At 39.5% G+C, this 18,775-nt stretch carries 16 protein-coding genes and 4 tRNA genes; 4 read left to right on the top strand and 16 right to left on the bottom strand.

What is annotated here, in order from left to right:
• The first annotated feature begins 755 nt into the window (after nt 1-755).
• From hemC to hemY, 4 genes are read left to right on the top strand one after another with little or no spacing between them, the layout of a single operon-like run.
• On the top strand, nt 756-1,697 hold the full coding sequence (gene hemC, locus ABN212_RS16925) for a hydroxymethylbilane synthase (protein ID WP_198620246.1): 942 nt from the start codon (nt 756-758) through the stop codon (nt 1,695-1,697).
• Nucleotides 1,694-2,431 (top strand): uroporphyrinogen-III synthase, encoded by a 738-nt coding sequence (hemD, locus tag ABN212_RS16920; protein WP_196534392.1) that lies wholly within the window; start codon nt 1,694-1,696, stop codon nt 2,429-2,431. Before hemC ends, hemD begins: the two co-directional genes overlap by 4 nt.
• Nucleotides 2,432-2,451: 20 nt before the next feature.
• On the top strand, nt 2,452-3,720 hold the full coding sequence (hemX, locus tag ABN212_RS16915; protein ID WP_198620247.1) for a uroporphyrinogen-III C-methyltransferase: 1,269 nt from the start codon (nt 2,452-2,454) through the stop codon (nt 3,718-3,720).
• 4 nt (nt 3,721-3,724) lie between these two features.
• Nucleotides 3,725-4,945 carry a protoheme IX biogenesis protein HemY gene (gene hemY / locus ABN212_RS16910; RefSeq protein WP_196534390.1) on the top strand — a complete coding sequence of 407 codons (1,221 nt, stop codon included), beginning with the start codon at nt 3,725-3,727 and terminating at the stop codon, nt 4,943-4,945.
• Between the two features lie 89 nt (nt 4,946-5,034).
• Here hemY and ABN212_RS16905 read toward each other — a convergent pair whose 3' ends face one another.
• The 16 genes from ABN212_RS16905 to wzzE all read right to left on the bottom strand — a co-directional run bounded on the left by ABN212_RS16905 (nt 5,035) and on the right by wzzE (nt 18,761).
• Complete coding sequence (locus ABN212_RS16905) at nt 5,035-5,352, bottom strand: hypothetical protein (RefSeq protein WP_349443461.1); 318 nt, start codon at nt 5,350-5,352, stop codon at nt 5,035-5,037.
• Between the two features lie 947 nt (nt 5,353-6,299).
• Nucleotides 6,300-6,376, bottom strand: a tRNA-Pro gene (locus ABN212_RS16900).
• Between the two features lie 28 nt (nt 6,377-6,404).
• Nucleotides 6,405-6,491, bottom strand: a tRNA-Leu gene (locus tag ABN212_RS16895).
• A 22-nt stretch (nt 6,492-6,513) separates the two neighbouring features.
• Nucleotides 6,514-6,589: transfer RNA gene (locus ABN212_RS16890), tRNA-His, on the bottom strand.
• Nucleotides 6,590-6,653: 64 nt separating this feature from the next.
• Nucleotides 6,654-6,730, bottom strand: a tRNA-Arg gene (locus tag ABN212_RS16885).
• A 226-nt stretch (nt 6,731-6,956) separates the two neighbouring features.
• The gene (wecG, locus tag ABN212_RS16880; protein ID WP_099076342.1) at nt 6,957-7,694 is read right to left on the bottom strand and encodes a lipopolysaccharide N-acetylmannosaminouronosyltransferase; all 738 of its coding nucleotides are present in this window, start codon (nt 7,692-7,694) and stop codon (nt 6,957-6,959) included.
• Nucleotides 7,694-9,058 (bottom strand): ECA oligosaccharide polymerase, encoded by a 1,365-nt coding sequence (wzyE, locus tag ABN212_RS16875; protein WP_198620249.1) that lies wholly within the window; start codon nt 9,056-9,058, stop codon nt 7,694-7,696. Before wzyE ends, wecG begins: the two co-directional genes overlap by 1 nt.
• Nucleotides 9,055-10,140: a TDP-N-acetylfucosamine:lipid II N-acetylfucosaminyltransferase gene (locus ABN212_RS16870; RefSeq protein ID WP_198620250.1), complete on the bottom strand. Its 1,086-nt coding sequence runs from the start codon at nt 10,138-10,140 to the stop codon at nt 9,055-9,057. The genes wzyE and ABN212_RS16870 overlap by 4 nt, the downstream gene beginning before the upstream one ends.
• On the bottom strand, nt 10,137-11,393 hold the full coding sequence (gene wzxE / locus ABN212_RS16865; protein WP_198620251.1) for a lipid III flippase WzxE: 1,257 nt from the start codon (nt 11,391-11,393) through the stop codon (nt 10,137-10,139). Before wzxE ends, ABN212_RS16870 begins: the two co-directional genes overlap by 4 nt.
• A 2-nt stretch (nt 11,394-11,395) precedes the next feature.
• Nucleotides 11,396-12,526, bottom strand: a complete 1,131-nt coding sequence (rffA, locus tag ABN212_RS16860) for a dTDP-4-amino-4,6-dideoxygalactose transaminase (RefSeq protein ID WP_311747443.1) — start codon at nt 12,524-12,526, stop codon at nt 11,396-11,398.
• A gap of 1 nt (nt 12,527) precedes the next feature.
• Nucleotides 12,528-13,241 (bottom strand): dTDP-4-amino-4,6-dideoxy-D-galactose acyltransferase, encoded by a 714-nt coding sequence (gene rffC, locus ABN212_RS16855; RefSeq protein WP_349443460.1) that lies wholly within the window; start codon nt 13,239-13,241, stop codon nt 12,528-12,530.
• Complete coding sequence (gene rfbA / locus ABN212_RS16850) at nt 13,219-14,100, bottom strand: glucose-1-phosphate thymidylyltransferase RfbA (RefSeq protein ID WP_198620262.1); 882 nt, start codon at nt 14,098-14,100, stop codon at nt 13,219-13,221. Before rfbA ends, rffC begins: the two co-directional genes overlap by 23 nt.
• A 21-nt stretch (nt 14,101-14,121) precedes the next feature.
• Nucleotides 14,122-15,189 carry a dTDP-glucose 4,6-dehydratase gene (gene rffG, locus ABN212_RS16845; RefSeq protein WP_109372763.1) on the bottom strand — a complete coding sequence of 356 codons (1,068 nt, stop codon included), beginning with the start codon at nt 15,187-15,189 and terminating at the stop codon, nt 14,122-14,124.
• Nucleotides 15,186-16,448, bottom strand: coding sequence for a UDP-N-acetyl-D-mannosamine dehydrogenase (wecC, locus tag ABN212_RS16840; RefSeq protein ID WP_109372740.1), 1,263 nt, complete (start codon nt 16,446-16,448; stop codon nt 15,186-15,188). The genes rffG and wecC overlap by 4 nt, the downstream gene beginning before the upstream one ends.
• Nucleotides 16,445-17,575 carry a non-hydrolyzing UDP-N-acetylglucosamine 2-epimerase gene (gene wecB / locus ABN212_RS16835; protein ID WP_349443463.1) on the bottom strand — a complete coding sequence of 377 codons (1,131 nt, stop codon included), beginning with the start codon at nt 17,573-17,575 and terminating at the stop codon, nt 16,445-16,447. The genes wecC and wecB overlap by 4 nt, the downstream gene beginning before the upstream one ends.
• 127 nt (nt 17,576-17,702) lie before the next feature.
• Nucleotides 17,703-18,761: an ECA polysaccharide chain length modulation protein gene (gene wzzE, locus ABN212_RS16830; RefSeq protein ID WP_109372741.1), complete on the bottom strand. Its 1,059-nt coding sequence runs from the start codon at nt 18,759-18,761 to the stop codon at nt 17,703-17,705.
• Nucleotides 18,762-18,775 lie beyond the last annotated feature (14 nt).

Below are 18,775 nucleotides of genomic sequence, written 5' to 3'. Positions count from 1 at the left end.
AAATTGTTTTATTTATAGAAAAAATGATAAAAAAATATCTCAATCCTCCCTTTACCCCACAAAAACCCCTGTTTACTTAATGATGAAACTGAAAATAAATTTTGACAAAACGTAAAAAATAGATAAAAAAGTAAAAATAAAAGCAACCGATTGATAATCATGAATTATTTTTAATTTTTGATTATTTTTTATTTTTACACTTAAAATAAGAATTCTATTTTTAATGTTGCGATAATAATATTTAAAATAATATTTAATTTTTATTAATTAATTATTTAATTTAAGAATAAATTCTTTTCTCTATTCTTATTATTTCTCTTTCTTTTATTTAATAATAATTTTGTTAAAATTTATAGTATTTTTATATATTGAAAAATAATAAGAAAAATAAGTAAATTTAAAATAATAGTTGTTTTATCAATGTGTTCAGATTAAACATAATATTTGTCTCACTTCTCACCCACTAAATGTTAACAAAATTAACTCAATGTTTTGATTTTGTAAATAACCACACTTTTTATATAGATATAAAAAGAATAAAATTCTAAAAATAACTAAACCCGATAGTATCCATTAATAATTTATTTATTTTTTATTTCCTCTTTCTTTTTTTCTTTTTCGAAGATGGCCTCATTTCTTTCATTGTTATTACGACTCAAAGCGCCTTAACTGGAAAATTGAGCTTTAAAGTGTTAAAACAATGCCTTATTTCTAAACAAAAATATCGCTAATCGCTCGGAAGAGATAATACTATTATGTCAAAAAGTACCATCCGTATTGCTACCCGCCAAAGCCCTCTTGCTATGTGGCAGGCGCTCTATGTGAAAGAACAACTACAACTTGCTCATCCAGGTTTAGTCGTCGAATTAATACCGATGGTCACTAAAGGTGACATCATTTTAGATACACCTTTAGCTAAAGTAGGTGGCAAAGGGCTATTTGTAAAAGAGTTAGAACTTGCCCTACTTGAATCACGCGCAGATATTGCCGTTCACTCTATGAAAGATGTTCCTATTGATTTCCCAGAAGGCTTAGGGTTAGTGACTATTTGTGAACGCGAAGATCCTCGTGATGCCTTTGTCTCTAATCATTATGATTCTTTAGAACAACTTCCTGCGGGTAGTATTGTAGGCACATCCAGTTTACGTCGCCAATGCCAATTAAAAGCACAGCGCCCTGACCTGATTATTCGTGATTTACGTGGTAATGTCGGTACTCGTTTAGGGAAACTAGATAATGGTGATTATGATGCCATTATTCTTGCCGTTGCTGGCTTAAAACGCCTAGGTCTTAACGAACGTGTTCGTACACCATTATCTGCTGAGCAATCTTTACCTGCGGTTGGGCAAGGTGCAGTGGGAATTGAGTGTCGCTTAGATGATAATGAAACTCGTCAGTTATTAGATGCACTAAACCATTCTCGCACTGCAATTTGCGTTAAAGCAGAGCGTGCAATGAATACTCGTCTTGAAGGCGGTTGCCAAGTTCCGATTGGAAGCTATGCCATTTGGCAAAATGACAAAATTTGGTTACGTGCTTTAGTCGGTTCTCCTGATGGCGAAACTATTTTGCGTGGTGAGCGCTTAGTGTCTCCAGAAGACGCTGAAACTGCGGGTATCTCATTGGCTGAAGAGCTTTTAGATAAAGGTGCACGAGCCATTTTAACGGCAGTGTATCAAGGCAGCACACCTGCATGAGTATTTTAGTTACTCGCCCCAACCCAGCAGGAAAGGCATTAACCCAGCGTTTAATTGATGCGGGAAAAACAGCCTTTCAAGCACCTTTAATAGAGATCACCGCAGGTCGTGAGCTCCCTTTATTAGATGCTAAACTAAAAGGATTAAGGGCGGGTGATTGTGTATTTTTACTTTCTAAAAATGCGGTGTCATACGCAAACTGGCAGCTAAATCAATTACAACAATCATGGCCAGATACGCTATCCTATTATGGAATAGGTCAAAGCACAGCGAAAGATTTCCAACATTTAAGCAGTCTTCCAATTTGCTACCCTGAGCAAGGAGAAACCAGCGAAGATCTTCTTGACCTTCCTGAGCTTAATCAGGTGAAAAACAAGCAAATATTACTGCTTAGAGGTAACGGTGGTCGTGACTTACTCGCAACAACATTGAGCCAACGAGGCGCAATCGTTGATGAATGCGAATGTTACCAACGCCTATTTATTCATTATTCCCCTGAAGACTTTGCGCTTCAATGGGAAAAAGCACAGGTTGATACGCTTGTTGTCACTAGCGGTGAAATGTTACAACAACTCTTTGATCTGGTCGCTGAATCTAAAAAAGCATGGCTGTTAAACTGCCATTTACTTGTGGTCAGTGAACGATTAGCAACAATAGCAAAAACATTAGGGTGGGAAACTGTCACCGTTGCTGAAAGTGCCAATAATGATGCTTTATTTCATGCATTAATATAGAACCTAAATGAGACGCCGATATGACGGAACAGAAAAATACAAATGATAATGACTTGCCAAAAGATGCAGCTAAAGCTGATGAGAATGTCCGCTATCAGGAAGTCAAACCTGTTAATAACAAGCGCTCAGGTCTAATTGGAAGTGCTGTTGCTATCCTTGTTATTTTGGCAATCGGTGGTAGCCTTTACTATTACACCAATCAACAAGCATCAAAGCTGAGTGTAGAAAATCAATCACTCAAATCTGAGCTTACCCAATTACAACAACTCCAAAATACGTATCAACAACGCTTTGACAATATTGATAGTATGTTTGACTCACAAAAACAGACTATCGATAAATTACAAAACGAACGCCAAACAACAGAGCGCCAAATTCAAGATCTACAAACACGCTTTGCCGCTATTTCTAGTGCAGATGTCAAAAGTTGGCTATTAGCACAAGCCGATTTTATGGTGAAAATGGCTGGTCGTAAGTTATGGAATGATCAAGATGTTGTGACCGCCGTGAGTTTACTAAAAGGTGCTGATAGTAGCTTAGCGGAAATGAACGATCCGAGTTTACTTGAGATCCGTCGTGCTATTAATGAAGATATCAGCAGTTTAGCTGCTCTCACCAAAATTGATAATGATGGCATCATCTTACAATTAAACCAGTTAGCGAATCAGGTTGATAATCTCCGTTTAGCTGATCTTGAGCGTAATGGCTCCCCAATGGATAAAAACGATGAAACCATTTCAGGTTCACTTTCTGATTGGAAACAGAATCTAAGCAAAAGCTGGAAAAGCTTTATGGATGATTTTATTACCATTCGTCGCCGTGATACCGCAGCCGTTCCTTTATTAGCACCGAATCAAGATGTCTATTTACGTGAGAATATCCGTTCACGTTTATTAATTGCTTCTCAAGCCGTGCCTCGTCACCAAACTGAAACTTATCAGCAATCACTGGAAGCGGTATCCACTTGGGTACGTGCTTATTTTGATACCTCTGATCCAAGTACAACTGCATTTTTAGATACGGTTTCTGAATTAGAGAAACAGCCTATTACGCTTGCAATGCCATCAGAATTGAAGAGCCCGACATTGCTAGAAAAACGTGTAGAAAAACAAATTCGCAATTTACTGGCACAAAATGAGTATGCAGAACCACAAGTTGCTGGAGCACAAGCTGTTGAAGCCCAAGATGCCCAAGCCGTAGAAGCTGAACATAATGCATCAGAAAGCGTACAAGATGCTGCAGCTGATAGTACAACTGTTGATGCACCAGTAACACAACAAGGAGAATAAGCTTATGTTAAAAATACTTCTCCTTTTTGTGGTGCTTATTGCGGGCATCATTTTTGGCCCACTATTGGCAGGCCATCAAGGTTATGTACTTATACAAACTGATGATTGGGATATTGAAACCAGTGTAACCAGCCTTGTCATTATGTTTGTTTTACTACAATTAGCATTGTTACTGATTGGTTGGAGTTATCGCCGTTTCATTGGTACAGGCTCAAAAGCATATAGTTGGTTTTCTTTCCGTAAACGTAATCGCGCACGCAAACAAACCAGCATGGCATTAATGAAATTAGCGGAAGGTGATTTTAAAGAAGTTGAAAAACTAATGAGCCGTAATGCAGATTATGCAGAGCAGCCTGTTGTAAACTACCTGTTAGCCGCTGAAGCCGCACAACAACGTGGTGATGAATTCCGAGTTCAACAACACCTCGAACGTGCAGCTGAGCTTGCCGATACCAATCAGCTTCCTGTTGATATCACTCGAGTGCGTATTTTATTAGCACAAAACGAAAATCACGCTGCGCGTACTGGGGTTGATGAGTTATTAAATCAAGTACCACGTCACCCAGAAGTGTTACGTCTTGCAGAAGTCGCTTATACACGAACAGCAGCTTGGCAAGCACTGCTTGATATCATTCCTTCCATGCAAAAAATTGCATTACACACAGATGATGAACTAGAGCAATTACGCCAAAAAGCCTATATCGGTATTATGGGACAGAAGATGTCCGAAAATGGCTGTGATGGACTGAAAAATTGGTGGAAAGCACAACCGCGTAAAGTACATCATGATAATGCATTGCGTGTCGTTTTGGCTGAACACCTTATTGAGTGTAACGATCCTGATACCGCTCAAACGATCATCTTAGACGGTATTAAACGCCAATATGATGAACGCTTGATCTTACTATTGCCTCGTTTAAAAAATACAGATGCTAATGTTATTATGAAAGTGCTTAATACATTAATTAAACAACATGGGCCAACGCCATTACTCAATAGCACATTAGGTCAGATAGCGATGCAACAAGGGAAATGGGCTCAAGCTGAAGAGGCTTTTCGTAATGCATTAAAGCAACGCCCTGATGTTCATGACTTTGCGTGGCTTGCTGATGCATTAGATAAACAGAAAAAATCTGAAGAGTCGGCGAAAGTGCGTAAAGATGCTTTATTAATGACACTGAAAAAGGATTCTGTCATTTTTGAAGAGCCTAAAAAAAGTAAATAAGCTTATTCGATAAGAACGTGATCATAAATCGTTTAATCACCTGATCTAAAAACCCTCTTTATTAATTATTGAGGGTTTTTTTATGTGATTTAAAAGACACGTTGAAATAACAACACCACTTCCACACATAAAGTCAAAAACACATACACCCAAGCAATACGATAAAAGCGAGTGGGTATTCCCTTCTCATTTTCTTGCTTAAATGACAGATAATGTTTTCTCGCTTGATAAAACACGACGATATAAATCAGTGCGATCCCCTGACCAAGAAAAGCCACATATTTAGCCCATGATTTTCCACCAATAATAAGCATGATAAGAGGGATCAAAAAGAACAATAATGGGCCAAACTTCTCTATAAGAAAGAGTTTTTCTTGTGCAAGATATGCTTTTTGTTTATTTATCATATTGATGCTATCTCCAATCTACCCTTGCGCTGGATAATAGCGTGATAATGCGGTGAATACAAAATGGATGAGTGGTTGATATATAAAAAAACGCCTGTATAAAACTATACAGGCGTATAAATATACAATCAGGTCTACAGACGGATGGTGCCTCACTCAACGTTTCGTCCTGTTGATGATGAATGATGTTCATCGTTAACGTGGACGTAGGCACCGAATAATCGGCTCTGCATCATTCCTAGGTTTATGAAGCCATATGCTGTCATAAGGAGTGGAATGAGCATCTACAATATACGTATTGCATTTAGCGTGCCAATTTTTCATTTTTTATTAAAAATATCCCCTATCGCTAAAAAGTATAAGATAACTTATTGAATTTTGGTTTTCCTTTCTGGCTTTACTCATTTTCAATGATAAAGATGCTATGGTTTGTGCTTTCACCATGCTATTGCTAAATAGAAAAGAAAATATAGGGTCTGATATACGTCTCTTTTTCACGACAAGAAAAACACACTGATTATTTAATTATTTAAAATCAATATGTTAAATGTCTCCTATTGGAGACATCAAAAATAGCGAGTGTTGGCATTTACCGACAAATAAAACAAAAGACTTATATTTCATATAGTTAAAATCAATCATTTTACGTATTTAACTCATCTTTTTATGAAGATTAAAATTCGGTAATAAATTAAATTATTAATAACCCTTAAGTGACAAGGATGACATTTCCGTTAAAAACATCATTTTGGTTTTCTTATCTGGAACACATAACAAGAAATAAAAAATATGGATAAGAGTAACGACTTATAGAAGTAGAAGTAGAAGTAGAAGTAGAAGTAGAAGTAGAAGTAGAAGTAGAAGTAGAAGTAGATATGGTATAGCGGTTTTTAAAAAGTAAATCGTAGATACGAAAAAGCCTCGATATAATCGAGGCTTTTTCTTATTGGTCGGCGAGAGAGGATTCGAACCTCCGACCCACTGGTCCCAAACCAGTTGCGCTACCAGGCTGCGCTACTCGCCGTCTGCATCACTGCTCTTATCTTGTTTATTGGTGCGAAGGGGGGGACTTGAACCCCCACGTCCGTTAGAACACTAACACCTGAAGCTAGCGCGTCTACCAATTCCGCCACCCTCGCATAAACAATAACTAAGATAAGATGGGGTGGCTAATGGGACTCGAACCCACGACAACTGGAATCACAATCCAGGGCTCTACCAACTGAGCTATAGCCACCATAACAGCTATCTTATTACTTCTTACAACAACGCTCTTCACCGTAACTCTTAGCACGCTTTAATGGCGCGCCCGACAGGATTCGAACCTGAGACCTCTGCCTCCGGAGGGCAGCGCTCTATCCAGCTGAGCTACGGGCGCTTCACGCCGTTGCGGGAGAGGATAGTACGGATTTACGCTCTGTCTGTCTAGTGCTTTTTGAAAAAAAAAGTTTGTTTGACGATAGTTTGTGCATTTCGTCGATAAATGGAGCGTTTTTACACGCTAAACGCCCCATCAGTATAATAATTAAACAAGTAAGATGCTAGATAAAAGCATGAATAAATCATTTAATCAGCCCCACCTAACAAAAAAGACGCTATTACTATTACAATTTATTGGAATAATAATACCCAACGAATTTTAACAGCTTAAATTGACGCTTAATTCGACTTGGTTGTGATAACAAACGATATAACCACTCTAATCCAAGATTTTGCCATGCTTTTGGTGCTCTCTTAACATGACCCGTAAACACATCATAAGTCCCACCGACACCCATATATAATGCATCAGGATAAATTTCACGACATGCACGAATAAACAACTCTTGCTTAGGTGATCCCATGGCTATAGTCACTATCTTCGCACCAGAGGCCTTTATACGCTCAAATAACGCCTCTCTATCTTGTGGTGTGAAGTAACCGTTCTGGCTACCCACAATGTTTACGTTCCACTGTGCTTTAAGCTTATCTTCGGTTTGCGAAAGAATTTCAGGTTTACCACCGACAAGAAAGACAGGTGTTCCCTCTTTACCTGCTCTTTCCATTAACGCTTCCCATAAATCCGCACCAGCAATACGAGAAACATTTGCATCAGGATATTTACGACGAATACCTCGCACAACACTGATACCATCTGCATAAAGATAATCAGCTTCATTGAGTAGCTCATTGAGTGCTGAGTCTGTTTCTGCTGTGAGAATTTTTTCTGCGTTAATGGCAATCAGAGAGCCACTTTTTATTTGTGCTCCTTCATAGAGATAATCCAGAAAATGAGCCATATCGCGAAATCCCCAGATATTATGTCCACGGATTGAATACTTCGGAATTGAATTGGATCCCATTACTTTTCCTTTTTCTCTAAACGAGGTTCACTTTGTAGTTGACGAGTCACGTAATTGCGTACCAATCCCGCGCTTTCAAATAACCAATAAAGCAGTTTTGCGACCACTAAACATAAACCAAAAACTAAACAGAAGAACACAACACGAGAGACGAACGAATCGACCCCTTCTCGTGCTAAAACAATCATATTAAAAATCGCCCCAAAGCAAAAAGCTTGTAAGATAGCGGACTTATAGCGATTGCTCTCACTCAACCCTTGCTGGTATAGCCAATCAAACCATTTAATAATCAACCCGACTACGATGGCACCTAATGGGATAAAGACAACGCCCCCCATCACAACCAACGAGCCAATTAAGGTTGGCGAAATAGCAAGACCCGCATGGTAATTAAGCACTTCCCACGTAAAGTAATTTGCAGAGTTCAGTACAACATCTGGGCGTTCAGGCCAAACCCAAGAAGGAATAAAAACATAAAAATCACGAATTATCGGAGCAAGTCCTTGGAACTCAATCTTGTCATAGTTATCAAGTAACAACGCTAAGTTTTCCCAAGGAGAGAACGTATCACGAGTAAGGTACAAGAAAGTATAGAATGCCTCGGCACCACTCACATCAAGACCATAGCGTTTTAATGCCAACCAGAACATTCCAACGATACTCATAACCCCCGCTGCAACCAGCATCCACAAGGTTATCCAGCCACGAACAATACCGATAAACAAAAACAGCGCAAAAGCGATGATGATATTGGCGCGCGTTCCACCCACGATAATGTAAGTTAAGATCCCAAAACCTACCGTCGCACAAAGGAAGAAAATCCAGCGTTGTTGCGTTGGTTTTAAGAAATAAACCACCAGCATTGCGGGAATAAAGAAATAGAAAAAGCGCTTAAGCGCGACACCTGACACTTGGCTTGAAAAAATTTGGCTATACGTTTTGAGCTTAAAGAGTAAAAAGCCATTTTGCAGAAAGAAAATTCCGACGGTTACAAATGCGATTAATGCCAATAAAATCCAAGTGAGGTTGGTTTCTACTCTATTCATGGTAAATAACGACCTAGAAGGGCCGCTAACCGGTTTTCTCAACCTTACCTTATAAGTGACATAATAAATGGCATAGAAGCAGGTAGAAGCTAATAGCGCGTATAATAATGAATCAACCGGTACAACTGCGACATCAAATTGGAATACCAACATACAAGTCAGTGGAAAACCAAAATAAAAGGTCAGCAGATAGAGCATTGAGAAAAAAACATTAAAATTAAAGCGAACTCGACGAAATTCTTGATAAGTCAGCAATAAAATAAAACTTAAAGAGATAAAATAAACAAGTGCTAAGCCACCCAGTTCCGCCAATGTCATTGCGGCTCTCCTGTACTCATCTCAATTAGCTCTTTCCATCCGTCCGTAAAATTAGGCGCAAAGAAGGCAATATTTTGGCGATCAAGCATCAGTAATTGACGTTTAGCCTCTTCAATTAGCGCAACATCTAATTTATCACCCGAGAAAAAAACAGGAACATTTTGCTCAGTTAAATCCTGCCAAAATGGGTTTTGACGACTAATAACAAAAGGGATCGCAAATTGAATAAGCAGACAAAGCGTGCCGATACCTTGTTGACGATGGAAAATAAAATAGCCTAAATCACATGTTTTCAATAACGTAAGATAATCATCAAATGCCAATTTATCACGTAATATTTCAACCTGATTATATGGAAGCAACTGGCCAGCTGCTTGGGTTACTTCATCAATATAAACGTGATTATTTTCAGGATATCCCATTGGAATAATCACTTTTGCGCGTGTTCCATATTGCTCTGCAATCGCCTGTAAAGCTTCAATATGACGATTCGATCTATCCCCTGAATTACCCACAATAATGGTGATTTGTTTTTCATCAATAGGCGCTTTTTCTGTTACCGTCAGCGCAGGATCCATTCTTGTTGGAAAATAGAGCAAACTGGCTGGAATATTAACGTTAAATTGCGCGAAGTAATTTAGATCACCTCGTGTACCAAATACTCGCCCCACACGCTTTTGAGCAAGTTTACGAAGAAGATAAAAGAGTCTAAATTTTAGCTGTTTAGAATCCTGATATAAATCAGCACCCCAAATATGCCACCAAAATTGATGACGTTTAATCTTGCCAGTCAATAATGCCAGCCAAATAGGCGCATTAAACTGACCTAAAAAAAGGAATCGTTGGTGAGTATCGGCTTTTGCCAATGTAACCACTCTCTGTGCAACCTGCTTTTTATCAGCTAAACACTCAATATCTAAAGCTGGATAGCTTTCTTGCAGTGAAGTATTTTTACTGGCAACGATAAAACGAGGTTTATACGTTAACCCCGCCTCAGTCACGAGGTGGTCGTTAAAAAACCGTAACATTGTGTTGTTATGATGCACAATGTCTGAACCTAGTACGTAAATCAAAGTTGTCATTTGCGCCTGCAATAAATCACGAAAACAGAACTACAGAGAAGGAAGTAAATAATATACGTTGCCATATAGGCTTGAGCTGCACCCAGTGCGCCATGCTCAGGAATAAGCCAACGCGAAAATAGCGTTAATAAGGCAAACTGGCTTACTTCTGTAAGGATATAAAAACGTAGTGCCGCTTTTGCAATGACAAGATAGCCAAAGACATAGGCGCCTACTTTTAAAACATCACCGACAAGTTGCCATGCAAATAAATCACGCATAGCGACAAATTTATCTGAAAACAGTAACCAAATCGCAAAATCACGTAATAACCACACCATAAAGCTGGCAACAGCAACCGCAGGTAATACAAACTTCAGCGACTTTACTATCTCTTTAGTGATATCACTCTTTTGTGTTAATCGAGAGAGGGTTGGCAGTAAATAAACAGAGAAAGATGCCGTAATAAATTGTAAGTAAGCATCTGAAATGCTACTCACGCCTTGCCAAATCCCAACCTCATCCCAGCTATAATGTTTAGCCAATAGATTACGCATCATGATATAAGCGACTGGGAGCGTAATAGAGGTCAAAATAGCCATAATAGTAAATTTGCCAAGATGGCTGGCAATCGCTTTATCCCAGTGGGGTTTCAGCTCACTCAACGCGAAGCGTTTACGCTTTACTACTAAAAATGTAGCAGGAAATAAAATAAGTGCAGGCACTAATGCTAGTCCAATTAATGCACCGTGATAACCCGCAAATAAATAGCATAAATAATAAGCAACAACACCAATAATGCTACCTGCAATCACTGATAAGGCATTACCTGCCGCATCACGATAACCTTTTAATATGGCAAGAAAATAATTGCTATATGCAATTCCCATTTGAATAAAAGCAACAGCTCTTACAATATCCTGATATTGATGATAATCATCACCAAATAACACTTGGCTAATGAGGGCAGAAAAAAGAAGAAATAAAATAGCTAATAGTGTGGAAAACAGCAAAATCATGGATGATGAAGTACCCAACACTTTTTTGCGTTGAATATCATCATCTTGATATTGTGCGATTAATTTCGTCACACCATTAAAAATACCCGCACCAGACAAGACGCCTAGTACGGTGATTAATTGACGAAAGTTACCCGCTAATCCGACTCCTGTTGGACCAAAAGAGACAGCAAGTAACTTAACGACAAGCAGACCAGCCCCGATTTTTATCAGGGTTGATCCGGCTGTCCAAATTGATGCTTTGGCTAATGACATAATTAAGCAAAAAAGTCGCGAATATGACCAATAACAGTCTGTTGCTCTTCTTCTGTCATGTTGTAGAACATAGGTAAACGCACTAAACGCTCACTTTCTCGCGTTGTGAAAATATCTTCACCGTCAAAGCGACCAAACTTCATACCTGCTGGGCTGGTATGTAATGACACATAGTGGAATACCGTTAAGACACCATGCTCTTTCATGTAGTCATTAAACGCGGTACGTTGCTCGATATCTTTCAGTTTGATATAGAACATATGTGCATTGTGTTCTAACCCTTCAGGAACGATTGGAAGCGCCAATAAGCCTTTTTCTGCTAATGGTGTCAATGCATCATAGTAAATCTGCCAAAATGCTAAACGACGCTCATTAATTTTTTCAGCTTCTTCAAGTTGAGCCCACAGATAAGCTGCTTGTAAGTCTGACATTAAATAGCTAGAACCAATATCTCGCCAAGTATATTTATCTACCTGACCACGGAAAAATTGGCTGCGGTTAGTGCCTTTTTCACGGATAACTTCTGCGCGATTGATTAAATCAGGATCGTTAATTAACGTTGCACCACCCTCACCACCTGATGAGTAGTTTTTAGTCTCATGGAAGCTATAACAACCAATATGACCAATCGTGCCAAGCGCTTTGCCCTTGTAAGTTGACATGACACCTTGTGCAGCATCTTCAATCACGAATAGATTATGTCTTTTCGCAATCGCCATAATGGTATCCATTTCACACGCAACACCTGCGTAATGAACAGGCACTATCGCGCGCGTTTTATTTGTGATTGCTGCTTCAATTTTTGTTTCATCCATATTCATAGTATCTGGACGAATATCAACGAAAACAATCGTTGCGCCACGTAATACAAACGCATTAGAGGTCGAAACAAAGGTAAAACTTGGCATGATGACTTCATCGCCAGGCTTGATATCTAATAAGATGGCAGCCATTTCAAGCGATGCTGTACAAGAAGGCGTTAACAGCGTTTTATGACAATGAAATTGTTCTTCTAACCACTTTTCACATTTCTTTGTGAAATTGCCATCACCACAGAGCTTGCCACTTTCCATAGCCTGTTTCATATATTCTAATTCTGTGCCGACAACGGGTGGTTTATTAAACGGAATCATATTATCCCCTGTATAACCAATAAGTGGTGCTCTCTATTAAGCCCCCACTGTGTGTGTATAAACGCGAAGCTGCAATATTGCTGATCTGTGTTGCAACATATAAGGTTGAAATACTTTGTTGTTGACACCAAAACTTCGCGACCGACATCAGTTGTTTACCAATGCCTTGTCCTATTCTGTTGGGCATTACTGCGAGTAATCCCACTCTTGCTTCACTTTCAGATATTTGACGTAAAGTGACAAAACCACTCACGTTATTTTCAGCATCACAAGTCAGTAAACAGATATCATCGAACGTACCTAACACTGCTTTTTTAACCCATAATGCATAAAAACGACTGCTATCGCCTTCTTGATACCAAGGTGTTCTAAAACGACTTTGTACAAAAGCTTCTGAAGCCGTTGCCATCAATAAATCGATATCATCTTCATTGGCTTTTCTAAAACAATATTCCGTCGCTTTCTTACAAGCATTTTCTGTGCCAATTGAAAGTTTAAAATCAATTTCACCTTCCGCAAATTGAAAACCTAATTGGCTGAGTTTATCGATGAGAGAAAGCTCATGAGATGCGACTTTAGCTTGAACCACAGCAAAAGCGTCAAGTTGTTCGTCTGTTAACACGGACGCTTGTGTATCAAACTCAAGGCGCCCTGTTTTGAGGGAGAAATACTCACTTTCCCACTCAAGATAATTAATATTGGCGAGGACGGACATGTAATAAATCCAATAGATAGCGGCCATAACCTGTTTTAGACAGTGATTTTGCACTTTCTCTTACTTGGTCATCACTGAGCCAACCATTGCGCCAAGCAATCTCTTCAAGACACGCCACTTTAAATCCTTGGCGTTTTTCAACGGTTTGAACAAAGGTACTAGCTTCAATTAAACTATCGTGAGTTCCGGTATCTAACCACGCAAAACCACGTCCCAGTAGTTCAACGTTAAGTTCACCACATTCAAGATACATCTGATTAATCGACGTAATTTCTAATTCACCACGAATCGAAGGTTTGACTCGTTTGGCAAAATCAACCACACGGTTATCGTAGAAATAAAGCCCTGTCACCGCCCAATTAGACTTAGGCTGTTCTGGTTTCTCTTCAATGGATAACACTTTGAAATCATCGTCAAATTCAACGACACCAAATCGCTCAGGATCCATCACTTGATAACCAAACACGGTTGCGCCACGTTCACGTTGTGCAACTTGTTTCAGTTTTGGACTAAACCCTTGACCAAAATAGATATTATCGCCTAAAACTAAACAGCAATGGTCATCATCAATAAATTCCTCGCCCAAAATAAAGGCTTGGGCTAAGCCATCAGGAGATGGCTGAATTTTATATTGAAGACGAACACCAAATGCAGAACCATCACCCAATAAGCGCTGAAATGAGGTCATATCATCTGGTGTTGTGATGATCAAAATATCTCGAATGCCAGCAAGCATCAGAACTGAAAGCGGATAATAGATCATGGGCTTATCATAGATAGGCAATAACTGCTTCGATACCCCTTTGGTTATCGGATGCAATCGTGTACCAGAACCACCCGCTAAAATAATACCTTTCATCATTTATCCTTCTTTACTTAATCAGTTCCCAAGCCCTAGACGTTCACCTGCATAAGAGCCATCAAGCACACGTTTCCACCAAGTTTCGTTATTTAAATACCACAACACGGTTTTACGAATGCCTGATTCAAATGTCTCTTCTGGTTTCCAACCTAATTCAGCTTCAATTTTCGCTGCATCAATGGCGTAACGTAGATCATGACCCGGTCTGTCTTTCACATACGTGATTAAATCAACATATTGAGCAACGCCTGCGGGTTTGTTCGGATATAGCTCTTCAAGTAATGCACAAATTGTTTTCACAACATCAATATTACGACGCTCATTATGACCGCCAATATTGTAGGTTTTACCCGGTGTTGCCGTTGTTGCGACTAAATAAAGCGCACGAGCATGATCTTCAACATAGAGCCAATCACGGATCTGTTCACCTTTACCATAAACAGGTAATGGTTTTCCTGAAATCGCATTTAAGATAATTAATGGGATTAATTTTTCAGGAAAATGGTAAGGACCATAGTTATTTGAGCAATTGGTAATTACAGTTGGTAAGCCATAAGTCCGTAACCAAGCACGCACTAAGTGGTCACTTGAGGCCTTAGAAGCAGAATATGGGCTACTTGGTGCATAAGGCGTTGTTTCAGTGAAGAAGTCGTCTGTACCTTCTAAATCGCCATACACTTCATCTGTTGAGATATGGTGGAACCGAAATGCCGTTTTCTTTTCTTGTGGTAACACTTGCCAAAAGTGGCGAGCTGCTTCCAATAAGGTGTAAGTGCCAACAATATTGGTTTCAATAAACGCAGCAGGACCATCAATAGAGCGGTCAACATGGCTTTCTGCCGCTAAGTGCATCACAACATCTGGCTGATATTGAGCAAATAAGCGGTCAAGCTCGGCTCTATCACAGATATCGACTTGCTCAAAAGCATAACGTTCACTGTCGGCTACAGTTGCTAATGACTCTAAATTACCGGCATAAGTTAGTTTATCCACCACAACAACGCTGTCATTGGTGTTTTCAATAATATGTCGAACAACAGCAGAGCCGATAAAACCGGCTCCGCCTGTCACTAGAATGCGTTTCAACGCCATACTCCTTTAGTATCTACAATCCATTTTTGAGTGATTTTACTACCAGGGATCGCTTTAAATTGTTGGTGATCAACTAACATTAAGACAATATCAGCGTCTTTCAGAGCTTGTTCTGTTGATACTAACTCTGTGATCCCTTTCAGTTTTGTTGGTAATTCATGAATATTAGGTTCAACCGCCAACGTAGTACCACTGTGCCAATCAGCAACTTGTTTAGTGATATTCATTGCTGGGCTTTCACGTAAGTCATCGATATTAGGCTTAAAGGCTAAACCAAAGCAGGCAATTTTAATTTCGTTTGCACGTTTACCTGTTTCAGTAAGGCAATCTGCAACAGCGGCTTTAACTTGATCGATAACCCACACTGGTTTGCCATCATTGACTAAACGCGCAGTGTGAATTAAACGAGATTGTTTTGGATTTTGTGACACGATAAACCAAGGGTCAACAGCGATACAGTGTCCGCCAACGCCTGGACCTGGTTGTAAAATATTGACGCGAGGATGGCGGTTCGCCAAGCTAATTAGCTCCCACACATTAATATCTTGGTCAGCGCAGATCAGTGATAATTCATTAGCAAACGCAATATTAACATCACGGAAGCTATTTTCAGTCAGCTTACACATTTCTGCGGTACGTGCATTGGTGATAACACATTCACCTTCAAGGAAAATTTTGTACAACTCACTCGCACGTTCTGAAGATTTACGGTTCATCCCACCGACAACACGGTCATTGCGGATAAGTTCAATCATCACTTGACCCGGTAATACACGCTCAGGGCAGTAAGCAACATCGATATCAGCATCTTCACCTTGTTGATGAGGGAAAGTTAAATCTGGGCGAGCTTCTGCTAACCACTCTGCCATTTTTTCAGTAGAACCAACTGGTGAGGTTGATTCTAGAATAATAAGATCACCTTTCTTCAGTACAGGTGCGATAGAGCGGGCAGCTGCTTCAACATAAGCCAAATCAGGCTCATGCTCACCTTTAAATGGTGTAGGTACAGCAATAAGGTAAGCATCTGCTGGTTGTGGCGTGGTATAGGCTTTTAAATGACCTTCTTCAACCGCTTGTTTAACGACTTTATCAAGATCAGGCTCAACAATGTGAATTTGACCTTTATTAATCGTATCAACTGCATGCTGATTAACATCAACACCGATGACGCTTTTTTTACGAGAGGCAAAAGCTGCCGCTGTAGGTAAACCAATGTAGCCGAGGCCGATAACAGAAATAGTTTCAAAACTCATAATGTCACCTGATTTTTTTTCAATGCTTCAAGAATACGTTGGCAGGCATGACCATCACCGTAAGGGTTTGTCGCCTTACTCATTTGGTGATACGCGTTTTCGTCTGTCAATAAAGAAGTTACTTCGCTAACAATACGTTTAGTATCTGTTCCGACTAAACGAACAGAGCCCGCCTCAACAGCTTCTGGGCGTTCTGTTGTGTCTCGCATTACAAGAACAGGCTTACCTAATGAAGGAGCTTCTTCTTGAATTCCACCAGAGTCGGTCAAAATAAGGTAAGCATGGTTCATTAAGTAAACGAATGGGAGATAATCTTGTGGCTGGATCAGCTTAATATTATCAATACTATGAAGGATCCGTTGAACAGGCTCACTCACATTAGGATTTAAGTGAACAGGATAAACAACTTCTACATCAGGGTGTGCTAATGCAATTTCAGCTAAAGCTTGGCAGATACGTTCAAAACCACCACCAAAGCTTTCTCGACGATGTCCTGTTACCAAGATCATTTTCTTATCAGGCTGAATAAATGGATAGTTTACAGCAAGCTCATTTAAGAGTGTTTGATTGCCCATCACTCTGTCACTTACCCAAAACAACGCATCAATTACCGTATTCCCCGTGACAAAAATATTTTTATCCGCAACCGCTTCTCGTACCAAATTTAATTTTGCAGTTTCTGTTGGTGCGAAATGATACATTGCAAGATGACCTGCAATAGTACGGTTTGCCTCTTCAGGCCAAGGGGAGTAAAGATTGCCAGTACGTAGCCCAGCCTCCACATGACCAACGGGAATTCGTTGATAAAATGCGGCTAAACTTGCTGCCATGGTCGTTGTTGTATCACCATGTACCAAAACAACATCAGGTTGAAATGACGCTAATACCGGTTTTAACCCTTCTAAAATACGACAGGTAATATCCGTTAAATCTTGTCCTGGTTTCATAATATTGAGATCGTAATCTGGTTTGATCTCAAAAAGATTTAATACCTGATCAAGCATTTCTCGATGTTGGGCCGTAACACATACCTTCGCTTCAAACGAATCATCATTTGCTAAAGCGTGCACTAAAGGTGCCATTTTTATCGCTTCAGGGCGTGTGCCAAAAACAGTCAACACTTTCACAGTGGCTCTCTTTTTTTTCATTGTTATATCGCTTATTTTTGGGAAAGCAATATGCCCTTATTCTCAATACATCAAGTGCCGAAACACCTGATGTCTCGTTATTGTCATCAATGACAAAATTTAATTATTATTTTTTTAATGAACTGCGTCTTACTAATGCAACACCTGCACCCGCTAAAATACCAATAGCGCCCCAAAGTACCATCATAAAGGCACGGCGAGGACTATCACGTTTCACAGGATCTTCAGGGGTACGTAGAAAACGGTAAGTTTGGAAGCTGTCTTGTAATTTGGCGCCCACAGCAAGGGTCGCTAACATTGCCGTATTTTGATCATAATCACTATCAAAATCAGCACCTGTTGCAACTAAAGTTTCTAGCTGTGATTGCAACAGCGGGACACCTAACAAAAACAGTTTAGAATCTGGTAACTCATCAATCGCAATCGAGGTTTGTTTTTGAGAAATACCTTGTTTCTCAGCCACTTTGATTGATTGCTCTAATAAGTTAATTTGGCGTTGATACGCAGATTGAGCCGCCATTTCTTGACGTTTAACTAGCGCTTTCATTGATTGAGTTCTAGTTGCCCAAGCTGTTATCACTTCATCATTAAGATGGGTAGCTGCTCTCTTATTAGCAAAAGCAATATACTCATTTAATAATTGGCTCGCTTCTTTTGATGTTTCCGCAATAAGTTTTAGTTGATCATTAACTAATTTTTTCTCATCGGCAGGCGTAAATTGAATATTGTTAATTAACTCATCCAATAACGCAGCATTAGCCTGTTCATCACTCTCTTTGCGCTGTTTAAAATAATCCGTTTGCAACCAAAATTCACGACGTGTATCAAACGCCGCGATTTGAGTAATAAACTCTTGATAAGCTTCATCTGAAATAGTTAAAGCTGAGGTTTGTGCAGCAGGATTAATCTGTGTATCAAGATTGCGCAAAAACTGAGATTGCGAATAATAACTGCCTAAGTTATTAATCGTTGGTTTCTCTGTCATTGCAATTGCACTCCATTTAGGTTGCATCAAATAAGATGCACCGAGTGCAATCACTGCAAAAAGCAGAGCGAACCCTATAATCCAGCTTTTTCCTGACCAAAGTGCACAAAAAAGACCTCGAATATCGAGTTCATTATCTGGCTGTTCACCCTGTCGGGAGGCGTTATTTTCCGAGTTCATCACGTTAAAAAACC

Source organism: Proteus genomosp. 6, assembly GCF_040139785.1.
Classification (GTDB): Bacteria; Pseudomonadota; Gammaproteobacteria; order Enterobacterales; family Enterobacteriaceae; genus Proteus.
Note: the sequence above shows the minus strand (reverse complement) of the source record. Positions and strands in the feature narration are given on the sequence as shown.